This is a genomic window from Chloroflexota bacterium, from assembly GCA_013152435.1.
GTDB lineage: Bacteria > Chloroflexota > Anaerolineae > DUEN01 > DUEN01 > DUEN01.
The window spans coordinates 1-12986 of the sequence record JAADGJ010000067.1 but is presented as its reverse complement, the minus strand read 5'-3'; the positions used below and the strand labels follow the sequence as shown (position 1 = coordinate 12986).

The window sequence follows — 12986 nt, the reverse complement described above, 5'->3', positions numbered from 1 at the left end:
GGCTCTAGGACGCGTCTAGAAATACCCTCCAGGAAGTAGCCGGAAATTCTCTAGTAAGCAGAGTGATCCTGGCCACCTCCCGGAGGTTGAAATCGGGAAGCCTCAGTTATTTACCCGCGTTGCACGCGGCTACTGACCTACTTTGTTTCTGATGACCTCGGTAAAGGCGAGCGACCCCGAGGCCACGTCACGGGTGAAGACGGACAGTGAGTCGTCATCAAAGCCGGCCACGTAGACGTTGCGACCGTCGGGGCTAACAGCAATCGACCAGCCGTTTTCCAAACCGTCCACTCCGGCCATATTGTCGGTGAATTCCTCCATTAAGGCCAGTGTTCCGGCCTGTGGGTCGCGGCTGAGGTTCAAGAGCATGTCGATATTGTCTGACGCGACGTAGACGTGTTGGCCGTCAGGACTGATGGCCAGGCCGTGTGCCCCATCTAGGTTGGCCGTAGTGTTTCCAATTTTGCCCCGCAACTGATCCGTAAAAGTCAAGGCGCCTGTATCCGGGTTCCGGCCAAAAACCGTGACCGTATCGCCGCGACGTCCGGTCACGTAGACATGCCGGTTATCGGGGCTGACGGCCACCACATGCGCCCCCAGCAAGCCGTTGTTTGCGACATCAACTTTATCTTCCAACACCTGGACAAAGGTCAGGGCGCCGGTGTCCGGGTCACGGTTAAAAACGGCCATGGTGTGCCAGATGTTCGCCGCGTACACGTTGCGATTATCGGGACTCACAGTGATCCCGGTCAACGCGTTGAGACCGGCCACTCCATTCACACCTTCTTGAACCATCTCGACCGGGGAGAGTCGTCCTGTATCTGCATTGCGACTGTAGACGGCAATAGCGTCGTCTGTTCTGGCATCGTCTTTGCCTGTCACGTAGACGCTCAGATTATCGGGACTGACCGCCACTGCGCGGGCACTGTCCACACCGGCTACGCTGCCAAAGACATCGACCGCTTCCACAAAGGTGAGCGAGCCTGTGTCCGGGTTGCGGCTAAAGATAGCCATAGCTAGGTCATCGCCGCCTGTGGCGTATACGTGCTTCCCATCAGGGCTGATCGCTAAACCCTGGGGGGAGCTAAGCCCCAGAACGCCATCAATCCCGTTCACATGCACTTCAAGGAAGGTCAATTGCCCTGTATCTGGCTCACGGCTGAAAACCACCACCGACCCGGCCCCTGCTCCGGTAACGTACACATTTCGTCCATCAGGGCTAACAACCACCACGCTGGGCCGGCCCAGACCTTCGACAATACTGAACGTATCATCCGCGGCCGCTTCGGCTGCCTCTTCCAGGGCCAGGCTCAGATCCTCGGCACTATCGGCGTCGGTGTAGGTCCCGCCGCTCACGTCGGCAATACATTGCAGTTGGGCACGTGTAACGTCGTCCACGGCCAAACCAATGGTATGTATCACAAGCTTGCTATCGCTCGCGGCCAGCTCGGCGGCCAGAGCGCAGGGGTCGCCGCCGCAAGTCTCTTCCCCATCAGAAACAAGCACAATCGTATTGCGTTCGTTGAGACCAACGGGCAGGCTAGATGCCGCTTGCAGCAGGGCATCGGTGATGGGGGTATAGCCCTTGGCCGCAAAGCTGTGAGCGACCGTATCAAACTGCTTCGAGTCGACCGGTCCCAGTTCAATCACCTGCTCAATATCTCGGCAGGACTCGGCCTTGTTGTCCTTCTCCACCCGGTGACCATAAACCCATAGACTGGCATTGATGGAGGCGGGTAATCCGGCACTGAGGTTACCGATGGCATCCTGAGCGATTGCCAGCCGGGTGCGACTGCCCAGGTCAGCCAGCATAGAACCGGAGGCATCGAGGATGAAAGCGGTGTTGATGTTCTTCGGAACTGCGACAGCAGAAGAGATGTCATCCGTCGATGTTGAATCCGGGACCGGCTCATCAACCTCAGTCGATTCTTCCGTATCGGTTGCTGTTTCCAGGGCAATGGTTTCCGTAGGTTCTGGTTCGAGGGTGGAGGTTGGTTCGGGGATGGGAGGCGGTCCAGTAGTAGGGGACGGTTCGATGGTGGGGAGCGGTTCGGTAGCCGGGGGAGGTGCGTTGGCCTCTTCAGTTACAGATACGTCGCCAGTTTTACTGGCCGGGGTTGCCGCGCTGCCAGATTCATCGCTTGAGCCACTGTCGATTGTTGTTTCACTGCCGCTTTCTATAGTCACACTGTTACTCGCACCGGTGTCTGTATCATTTCCGCTCGGTGATCCACAGGCGGCTATGCCAGTTAAACTTGAAATTAAAACGAGGATAAGTATCCATACTCTCAACCTATACAGCCTACCTCTTAACTGATTTGTAGTCATGCTCTCTCCTATTTCAAATGTTTGAATCTCGACAACTACTCAACCAAACCTCTTGCAAGCAAATTAAAAGTATCGACTCCGAATTTTTCTCAAAGAAACGTCTGAACCTCCGGGAAAGCGTACAATTACCAATAACGAGTTATTGAAAACCTCTCAAAAAAACCCACCCAACGAGAAAGCTCACCCGCCGCGGTGGTATACTGAATCTTGGTAAAAAGCAAGATCCGAACATCCTCAATGGGTAACGACAAAATCATCAATGAAGAAGGATCCCCATGACTCCTAACACGAAGAATACCATACCCGCATCGTTGAGTCAAAAGGAATATGAACCCGATGTGCAACTTTCTATAAGGTGACCAAACCAGCCAAGTCCAAGGGAAGGCAGCCGAGCTATAAGTTGATAAACACACAAATGGTATGCGCCAAGATCCTCCGTATCAGTCGATGTTGATAATGCCATAAGTCACGGGCTCGGGTGCGTTCAATGTCGAAGCGTTCGGTCAGAGGCAGGGTGTCAATGATTTGAATATCATCGTGCAAAGCACCCGAGAGGATAGATAATAAGGAGTCGCTGAACGCGCACCTTCGCATGCCACTGGTTGGTGGCCTGGCGCATGAAGGTGGTACGGTCTCGCAAGGCAGGAAACTAATCGAGACCTGGTCACAAATCAGATGGCCTGGAGTAGGGCCTTAAGGCCTTGCCCGGGTTGCTGGTCTAACTCCAATTGGAGGAGCAACACCAGTTGGTAAACATATACACTGCCCGCCAGAAGCAAGCAGGTTTTCTGCTGTCCCCGAGTGGGGACTTGGCCCAACAATTCAAACACCTTCTTGTAATGAGCAAAGAAGCGCTCAACGGTGGTATTGCGGACGGTGTGCAGCACCCAGCGCACGACCGCTCCAGAGCCGGTGCGGGGATGGGGGCCTCCTCGCCGTGGAGTGACCCGTGGAAAGGGGCACTGTCGATGGCTGCAGCCGCCGCCTCCTTGGCCCACACCTGCAAGCGCTCCAGCAGCAGCTGTCCCAACACAGCAATCTCGGCCTCCAGCGCCGTAGGCAGAGCCGCCAAGCGCCGTTCAATGGTCCGTCGCGAAGGCATGGGGCCGCCATGGAACAGCGCCTGGCGCAACATCACCGCTTCCGGCACGGGCTGGGCCAGGAAGCGCCAAAGGGCGTATCCGCTGCGGATGTGCCGGAAGGCCATCAACCGCGTGGGATAGACGTAAGGCCGTCCCCGACGACGCCGTCGATATTCGCCTGGTAAAGGCACTTGATCAACCAGAGACAGCAACCTGACAAGAAGGGCGTTCCGTGATATCATGGGGCTGCCTCCGGTAGGTGGGGTTGAGCACCACGAACCTACCGAGGCAGCCGCGCCCCGTCAAGTGGGCGCGGCTCGATTTATGACCAGGTCTCGATTAAGCGCCTTATCCTTTTCCACAATAAGCGCCATCCCAGGGAGAGGGACCTTCTGAGGTCGAAGCATTCCTCACCCATTTGGCCGTCGAACTCGACGGCGCTGCTTCCACCCAAAACCAAGCCCTGCAGGCTATCCTCTTCCCCTTTCGTCCTTGTCGTACTTTCGGATCAGGCGCCAAAGGCTCGCACCTGAGGGAAACGTCGAGCATGTATACCGCGATGAACAGGCCAACCTCCAAATAAGAGGACGAGGCCGCCGCTCCCGTTTGCAACGGCCTCGCCCCACATGATATGGATATTCAGATGCTTGTGCTTCAGTGCCGGAAGTGGCGCTCGCCGGTGAAGATCATGGCCATGCCCAACCGATCGGCCGCGGCGATGACCTTCTCATCTCGAATGGATCCGCCCGGCTGGATGCAGGCCGTCACCCCAGCCTCCGCCGCCGCCTCGATCCCGTCCGGGAAGGGGAAGAAGGCATCCGAGGCCATGACCGCTCCCCTCGCCCGATCGCCGGCCCGCCGCGCCGCCAGATAAACGGAATCCACCCGGTTCATCTGCCCGGCGCCCACGCCCACGGTGGCCGTCCCCTGCACGAAGACGATGGCATTCGACTTCACATGCTTCACCGCGATCCAGGCGAAGGCCAGGCTCTTCCGCTCGGCCTCGGTGGGCTGCCGCTTCGTCACCACCTTCCACTTGCTCTCGTCCACGCCGCGCAGATCAGGCGTCTGCGCCAGCAGGCCGTTGCGCACGGATCGGATGACCAGGTCCTCCTCCCCACCCGGCTTCGCCACCATCACTCGGCAGTTCTTCTTATGTTGGGCCAGCCACTCCAGCGCTTTCGGCGTATACGATGGAGCCACCAACACCTCCACGAAGAGGGAACCGATCTCCTCCACCAGCGCCAGGTCCACCTCACGATTGACGGCGATGATGGACCCGAAGGCGGAGACGGGATCGCACGCCAGCGCCAGCCTGTACGCATCCACCAACGTATCCGCCACGGCCAGGCCGCTGGGGTTCGTGTGCTTGATGATGGCCACCGCCGGCTCGTCGAACTCCTGCGGCATGGCCCACGCGGCCTCCAGGTCCACGATGTTGTTGTAGCTCAGCTCTTTGCCCTGAAGCTGTTCGAACGCGGGGGAGGCGCCCACCCACCGATAGAGGGCGGCCTGCTGATGGGGATTCTCGCCATAGCGCAGCAGCTGCACCCGCTCGGCCGCCAGGTTGAGCGCGCCCGGCATGGGCTCGTCGGCCTCGACCCGCCCGGCCAGCCAGGTGGCGATAGCGGCATCGTACGCGGCCGTGTGCCGGAACGCCTTCAGCGCCAGCCGGCGGCGCTCGTCCGCCGGGACCTCACCCGTCCGCAGCGCCTCCAGCACCCGACCGTAGTCGGCCGGATCGCACACGACGGTGACCGACTCGAAGTTCTTGGCCGCGGCGCGCAGCAGCGTCACACCGCCGATGTCGATCTCCTCCACCGCCTGAGCTTCCGTCACATCGGGCCGTCGGACGGTCTCCACGAACGGGTACAGGTTGCAGGCCACCAGGTCGATGGGGGTGATCCCGTGGCTCTCCAGCTCGGCCAGATGCTCGGGCGTGCGCCGGGCTAGAATGCCGCCGTGCACCGCCGGATGCAGCGTCTTCACGCGGCCGCCCAGGATCTCTGGGAAGCCGGTGATCTCGTCCACCTGTGTCACCGCCAGCCCGGCTTCGCTTAGCGTCCGAGCCGTCCCGCCGGAGGCCACCAGCTCGAACCCTAGCTCCGCCAGGCCCCGCCCGAACTCGACCAACCCCGTCTTGTCATATACGCTCAGTAAAGCACGTGGGCTCATGGTACCTTGTCTCCCTTCTCCGAAGAGTACGCAACACGCAATACGCATTACGAATTACGTGTTACGTGTTGCGTATCACGTAAAACGTAATCACGCTCCACGCTGAACGCACCGCCGAATCGCCTCCACGATCAGCCGATGCTCCGTCTTATGGATGCGCGCCTCCAGATCGTCCAGCGTGTCCGATGGGTGGATGGGGACCTCCTCCGAAACGATGACCGGCCCGGCGTCCACCTCGGGGACGACGTAATGCACCATCACGCCGGTGTGGTCGATCTCGCCCCGCTGGAACGCCTCATAGGCGCGCTGGATGGCGTGGGTGCCGGGGAACTGGCCGGGCAACGCCGGATGCAGGTTGATCACCCGATTCGGGAATCGATCCAGGAAGGCTGGGCTCAGGACGTGCATCCATCCGACCAGCACGATCAGATCGGGCTCATAGGCCGCCACCCGCTCGGCCAGATCCGCGTCGTACTCCTCGCGGGAGCGGCCCGCATCCCGATACGGCTTCAACGGGAAATACAACGTGGGGATCCCCGCCTTCTCGGCCCGCACCAGCCCATAGGCGGCCTTGCGATTCGAGACGACCACCACGATCTCCGCGTCCAACTCGCCCGCCTGTACAGCATCGATGATGGCCTGCAGGTTGGAGCCAAAGCCGGAGATAAAGACAGCCAATCGTGCACGCTCGCTCATAGGCCCTCGCTCTCACAAATGGCGATCGACGGAAGACGACAGACGAAGGACAGAAGCCTTTCGTCGGTCGTCCGTCGTCTGTCGTCACTCTATCTGCACCACCGGCCCACCGCCGCAGGGGACCATCTCCCCCACCTGCCATGCGTCATCGCCCAACACACGCAGCGCCTCGTCGGCCTGCTCAGCCGGGACGATGAGCAACATGCCCAGGCCCAGATTGAACACGTGGGCCATCTCCTCCTCGCTGACCCCGCCAACCCGCTGGATCAGTTGGAAGATGGGAGGCACCGGCCAGCTCCCACGCTGAATGCGCGCCGCCACCCCTTCAGGGAAGATCCGCGGCGGGTTATCGATGAGGCCGCCGCCGGTGATGTGCGCCATGCCCTTGATGACGACGCCCGCCTCCCGCAGTCGCCGCACCTCCGCCAGATAGGAGCGATGCGGCGCCAGAAGCGCCTCGCCCAGGGGGCGGCCCAGCTCCGGGACGACGGCGCGCAGATCCCAGCCCCGGAAGACGCGACGGGCCAGGGAGTAGCCGTTGGTGTGCAGGCCGGACGACGCCAGCCCGATGATCGCATCGCCCGGGATGATGGAGCGGCCGTCCACGATCTCATGGCGATCCACGACACCGACGATGGTGCCCACCAGGTCGAACTCGTCCGGCGCGTAGACGCCCGGCATCTCGGCCGTCTCGCCGCCCAGCAGCGCGCACCCGGCGGCCTTGCATGCCTCCGCGCAGCCGCGTACCACCTCGGCGACCATCTCCGGATCCAGTTTGCTAGAGGCGATGTAGTCCAGGAAGAAGAGGGGACGGGCACCCTGCACCAGGATGTCGTTGATGCAGTGGTTGACGATGTCGTGGCCGATGGTGTCGAACCGGCCCAGTGCAGTCGCGATCTTCGTCTTGGTGCCCACGCCGTCGGTGGAGGCGACCAGTACCGGGGCTTCCATCCCCTTCAGCGCCGAGACATCGAACAGCCCGCCGAAGGCGCCGATGCCCAACAGCACCTCGGGGCCATAGGTCGCCCGGACCGCCTCCTTCATCAACTCGACGGCTCGCGCCCCGGCCTCAATATCCACCCCCGCCTCACGATAGCTCAAAGGCATTCGTGTTCGCTCCACCAACTTACGCAACACGCAACACGCAACACGCAATACGCAACACGCAATACGTAACACGTACTACGTATTGCGTATTAAGGCTTTGGCGCCGATGTCACGCCGGTAGTGCATGCCCTGGAAGTGGATGCGGCGGATGCCCTCGTACGCTCGGTCGATGGATTCCCGCAGATCGCGGCCGATGCCGGTGACGTTGAGCACGCGCCCGCCATTGGTGACGAGCCGGCCGTCATCCAGCCGCTTCGTGCCCGCGTGGAAGACCACCACGCCCGGCAGCGACTCCGCCTCCTCCACGCCGGTGATCTCGCGCCCCTTGGGATACGAGCCCGGATATCCCTCCGATGCCGCCACCACCGACGTGGCCGCGCCCGGCCGCCAGCGCACCTCCACCTGATCCAGCGTGCCGTCCAGGCAAGCCTCCAGCACATCCACCAGATCGCTCTCCAACAACGGCAGGATGACCTGCGTCTCCGGGTCGCCGAAGCGACAGTTGAACTCCAGAACCCTGGGCCCCTCCTCCGTGACCATCAGGCCGGCGTAGAGCACCCCCACGTACGGCGTCCCCTCAGCCCGCATGCCGTCCACCGCCGGCTGCAAGACCGTGCGAACGACCTCGTCCATCATCTCGGGCGTCACCAATGGCGCCGGGGCGTAGCACCCCATGCCACCCGTGTTCGGCCCGCGATCGCCGTCGAACACCGGCTTGTGATCCTGCGCAGCCGGCATCGGCGCCACGGTGCGGCCATCGGTGAAGGCCAGCACCGACGCCTCCTGCCCGTACAGCCGCTCCTCGATGACCACCTCGTCGCCGGCGGATCCGAAGGCACGCTCCACCATGATCTGCCGCAGCGCCGCCTCCGCCTCCTCCTGCGAGTCGGGCACGATCACCCCTTTGCCGGCCGCCAGCCCCGACGCCTTGACCACCACGTCGAACTCGGCGTTCCGCAGATAGGTCAGCGCCTCCTCGTAATCGGTGAACGTGGCATAACGCCCGGTGGGGATCCCGTGGCGGGCCATGAACGCCTTGGCGAACGACTTGGACGCCTCGATCTGCGCCGCAGCCCGCGCGGGGCCGAAACAGCGCAGCCCGGCCGCCTGAAACGCGTCCACGATCCCATCCGCCAGCGGTGCCTCCGGGCCAACGACGGTCAGGGATATGCCCTCTTGCCGGGCGAAGGAGATCAACTCCGCAAAGTCACTTCCTGCATCGATCGGCAATCGGAGATTGGAGATCGGGGATTGCTCTCTTTGATCTCCAGTCTCCATTCTCTCCGTCCCCCCATTGCCCGGCGCGACGAAGACGTGAGCCACCCGCGGCGACTGTGCCAGCTTCCACGCCAACGCGTGCTCACGCCCCCCGCTTCCCACCACCAGGACCTTCATACGCTCTGCCATATCTCCTCCATCACCCAACACGCATTACGCAACACGCAATACGTTTTACGTTTTCCGCTTCACGCCCCCCAAATCCCCTCAAAGGCCATCTTCTCGTGGGCCTTATACTCCCACCATTCATCCAATGGGATCGGGTACTCTCCGGTGAAGCAGGCGCTGCAATGCCCTCGATCCTGGCCGACCTCGGCCGTCACGCTGCGCATCATCCCCTCATAGGAGAGGTAGGCCAGGCTGTCCGCGCCGATGTGACGCCGAATCTTCTCGACGGACTTCTGGTAGGCGATCAACTCCTCGTGAGTCGCCATGTCCACCCCCATGAAACAGGGATACCGCACGGGCGGAGAGGAGATGCGCACGTGAATCTCCGCCGCGCCTCCTTCACGTAGCAGGCGCACCAGCGGCCCCGCCGTGGTGCCGCGCACGATGGAATCGTCGATGAGCACGATCCGCTTGCCCGCCAGATTGGCCGTCAGCGGGTTGTACTTCAGGTACACCCCCGCCCGGCGCAATCGATCGTCCGGCTGGATAAAGGTACGCCCGATGTAGCGGTTCTTGGTCAACCCCTCGCTGTAGGGGATCCCAGACGCCCGCGCATATCCGATGGCCGCCGGCGTCGCCGAGTCCGGCACGCCGATCACCAGATCCGCCTCGGCGGGAGCCTCCCGCGCCAGCTCCTCCCCCAGCCGCTGACGCACCCGGTGGACCGTCTGTCCTTCCAGCACCGAGTCGGGACGGGCGAAGTACACATACTCGAAGACGCACAGCGCCGCCCGGGGGGCAGGCGCACACCCTTGCAGGCTATGCACACCGCTGGCGTCCAGGCGCACGATCTCGCCCGGCCGCACCTCCCGCAGGTAGCGGGCGCCGATGGTGCCCAGCGCGCACGATTCGGAGGCCACCACATACCCGGGCCTGCCATCATCGCCCGGCAGCTCGCCCAGGCACAGCGGTCGGAACCCCCAGGGATCGCGCACGGCGTAGACGGCGTCCCGGGTGAGGATCACCAGCGAGTAGGCCCCCTCGGCCTCGGCCATGAAGGCGGCGATGCGAGCCTCCCAATCGGGGCCGTTGGGCTCGCCTCCGGGCGGCGGGGCGGCCAACATCTGCGTGATCACCTCGCTATCGCTGGACGATGTCAGCCCCACGCCACGCTCCAGCAGCTTGCGGCGCAGCGTGGCCGCGTTGGTCAGATTCCCATTATGCCCGACGCCCAACGGCCCATGCATCGTCTCGATGAGATATGGCTGCGCGTTGCGGATATGACACGAGCCGGTGGTCGAGTAGCGATTGTGCCCGATGGCCAGGTGTCCCTTCAAGGGACGCAGGTTCTCCTCGTGGAATACCTGGGAGACCAACCCCATCCCCTTGTGGATGTAGGCCGCGCGGCCGTCGCTGGTGGCGATCCCGGCGCTCTCCTGGCCGCGATGTTGCAAGGCGTACAGGGCGAAGAACGCGATGCGCGCCACATCCACACCCGGCGCATAGATGCCGAACACACCACACGCCTCCCGTGGACGGTCCAATTCATCGCACGTCCGGTTCCACACAGGCGACATCATCGGCTCCCCTCCCCCTCGGGATCTGCCGGAGGATACACCAAGGATTCACCGCAAAGACGCGGAGAAGGTAGGGGCGACGCATGCGTCGCCCTATTCGCGCCGAAGCGCCCGATCATCGTCCAGGATCCGCTGCGTGGCCGCCCTCTGCGATTGCGCGATGCGCTCCCGCAGTGATGGGTCGGCCAGGGACAACACCTTCGCGGCCAGCAGAGCCGCTCCCTTCGGCTCCAACACCACCGCCGGGGCCACGCCGGAGGGCATGCGCAGCGACGAGAAGATATCCGCCCCGCCGAAACGATCGGAATACGGGGGGCAGGCGATCACGGGCGCAGCGACGTTGGCATCCACCATCCCGCTCAGCGCATTGGAGCGCCCGGCCACCGTGATATACACCTTCGGCCGGGGATCGGCCTCGTACGCCGCCAGGAGATCCAACAGATACCGGGCCGCTTTGTGCGCCGACGCCACCCGCATCTCATGCTCGATGCCGAACGCTTCCAATCCCTCTGCGATGGCCCGCGCATGTCCCAGGTCCGACTTCGAGCCCATGATGATCACGACCAGCCCGGCCATCCCCACCTCCATCTCATATCCAAATATCTCATCCCTGTCCCCAATCTCCCACGCCTACACAGGACACTGCTGATAACACGTCTCGATCACCCACATAACCCGGCGGGCGCTCTCCGGCGTGATGACGAGCGGAGCGCCGTTTCGCAGGGTCTCGTACAGGTCGAGATAGAACCCGGCCTGCCCCGGCCCCGTGTACTGATCCTCCGTCCACTCCTCCTCATACCACTTGATCTCGTCCCGGTTGTAGCTGCGGTCCGGCATGGGAGCTGTCTCCAACTGCCGCGGCGGCAGCTCCTCCGGCCTGTAATAACGCCAGCGCAGATGGCGAGTAGAGCCCGCCAGGCCTCCTCCCGTCCCCATGATCAACCACTGATCTTGCGGATACGCGCAGGCGCTGGTGATCTCGATGTCGATCAGCGGCGCATCGGGCGCCTTCATCACGACCTTCACATGATCCTCGGCATCGCCCAGCGTCAGCGCCAGCCGCAGATCGCAGAAGATCTCCGGCTCGGCGGGACCCAGCAACTGCAACACCTGATCGATGAGGTGGGGTCCCGTATTCCGGAGAGTTCCCCCTCCGAATCTCTTCAAGGTCTGCCAGTCCCAGCGGCGGCTGAACCGATACTCGGCCCTCCGGATCAGCAGGATGCGACCCAGCTTGCCCGAGTCGATCACCTCCTTGACCTTCTGGAAGTGTGGCGCATAGCGCCGGTTCTGGAACACCGTCAAGAGCTTCCCAGTCTCCCGAGAGGTCTCGATCATGGCGTCCGCCTCGGCTAGCGTGGCCGCCATAGGCTTCTCGCAGACGACCGCCTTCCCCGCCTTGAGCGCCATGATGCTGTGTTCGGCATGCAAATGGCTGGGGCTGGCGACGACGACCAATTCCACCGCCGGGTCCGCCAACAGGTCCTCGATCGTTTCATATGTATTACAGCCGAACTGATCCTTGGCCTCCTGACGACGTCCCGCATCCAGATCGGACACGGCCACAATTTGATATTGATCAGGCAGCGTTGCCAGGAGCTTCGCGTGGATGTTCCAGCCACTCCTCCCGAGGCCGACGATGCCCACTCGGACTTTGTCTGACATCGATGTGTTCCTCCTCATGTGGAGATTAGCGATTGGAGATTAGCGGTTGTAGTGCGGCGCGAATGCGTTCGGCCGCTGGCTGCTCCCCCGGTATAAATGTCTCCCCGGTGAGACGTTCATAGGCGGAGATGTACCGCTGTGCCACCTGTGCGATGAACTCCGGCGGCATCTTCGGCGGCTCGCCCTCGCCCCGGTAGCCCTGGCGAACGAACCATAGCCGCAGGAACTCCTTGTCAAAGTTCTCCGGCTCCTGGTCCGTCCCTCGCACCGCTTCATAGCTCTCCGCCACCCAGTAGCGGCTGGAATCCGGGGTATGGATCTCGTCGATCAGGGCCGGCCGGCCGTCGATCAGGCCGAACTCGTACTTCGTGTCCACCAGGATCAGCCCGGCCCGCCGGGCGACCTCCTGGCCGCGCTTGAAGATGGCCAGGGCGGCCCGCTGAATCTCCTCCCACAGGTCGGCGGGCACCAGGCCGCGCTCCACGACTTCGGCCGAGGTCAGCCGCTCGTCGTGGGCGCCACCGGTGGCCTTCGTCGTCGGCGTGATCACCGGCTCCGGCAGCGGGTCGTTCTTGCGCAGGCCGGGCGGCAGATCTAGACCATACGGCCGCTCCACCCCCTGGCTGTACAGCGTCCATAACGCCGTGGACGTGACACCGGTGATGTAGCCGCGGACGATCACCTCCACCGGCAGTGGCTCCGCCTCGCGAGCGATGGTCACGTTGGGGTCGGGCACCGAGATGACGTGATTCGGTACGATATCCTGCACCTGCTCGAACCACCAGGCGCTGAGCTGGTTCAACACCTGCCCCTTGAAGGGGATCGCCCCCAGCACCCGATCGAAGGCGGACACCCGATCCGTGGTGATGAGCACGCGCTGCCCGTCCACCACGTAGATGTCCCGCACCTTGCCTTCGATCCGCTCTCCCAATCCGGGCACCTCCACGCGTAACAGAGCGTGCGGGATCGC

General features: G+C 62.8%; 9 protein-coding genes. All 9 read right to left on the bottom strand.

Going from position 1 to position 12986, the window contains the following annotated elements:
* Positions 1–129: 129 nt before the first annotated feature.
* Positions 130–2187, bottom strand: coding sequence for a beta-propeller fold lactonase family protein (locus GXP39_09685; protein NOZ28307.1), 2058 nt, complete (start codon positions 2185–2187; stop codon positions 130–132).
* Positions 2188–4064: 1877 nt separating this feature from the next.
* The gene (gene purH / locus GXP39_09680; protein NOZ28306.1) at positions 4065–5585 is read right to left on the bottom strand and encodes a bifunctional phosphoribosylaminoimidazolecarboxamide formyltransferase/IMP cyclohydrolase; all 1521 of its coding nucleotides are present in this window, start codon (positions 5583–5585) and stop codon (positions 4065–4067) included.
* 90 nt (positions 5586–5675) lie between these two features.
* Entirely contained in the window at positions 5676–6281 is a 606-nt protein-coding gene (purN, locus tag GXP39_09675; GenBank protein NOZ28305.1) for a phosphoribosylglycinamide formyltransferase, read from the bottom strand.
* 84 nt (positions 6282–6365) lie between these two features.
* Entirely contained in the window at positions 6366–7388 is a 1023-nt protein-coding gene (locus GXP39_09670) for a phosphoribosylformylglycinamidine cyclo-ligase (GenBank protein NOZ28304.1), read from the bottom strand.
* 75 nt (positions 7389–7463) lie between these two features.
* On the bottom strand, positions 7464–8783 hold the full coding sequence (gene purD / locus GXP39_09665; protein ID NOZ28303.1) for a phosphoribosylamine--glycine ligase: 1320 nt from the start codon (positions 8781–8783) through the stop codon (positions 7464–7466).
* A 71-nt stretch (positions 8784–8854) separates the two neighbouring features.
* Positions 8855–10354, bottom strand: coding sequence for an amidophosphoribosyltransferase (purF, locus tag GXP39_09660; GenBank protein NOZ28302.1), 1500 nt, complete (start codon positions 10352–10354; stop codon positions 8855–8857).
* Positions 10355–10444: 90 nt separating this feature from the next.
* Positions 10445–10927, bottom strand: a complete 483-nt coding sequence (locus tag GXP39_09655) for an AIR carboxylase family protein (GenBank protein ID NOZ28301.1) — start codon at positions 10925–10927, stop codon at positions 10445–10447.
* Between the two features lie 54 nt (positions 10928–10981).
* Positions 10982–12016 (bottom strand): Gfo/Idh/MocA family oxidoreductase, encoded by a 1035-nt coding sequence (locus GXP39_09650; protein ID NOZ28300.1) that lies wholly within the window; start codon positions 12014–12016, stop codon positions 10982–10984.
* Between the two features lie 25 nt (positions 12017–12041).
* Positions 12042–12971, bottom strand: a complete 930-nt coding sequence (locus tag GXP39_09645; GenBank protein ID NOZ28299.1) for a phosphoribosylaminoimidazolesuccinocarboxamide synthase — start codon at positions 12969–12971, stop codon at positions 12042–12044.
* Positions 12972–12986 lie beyond the last annotated feature (15 nt).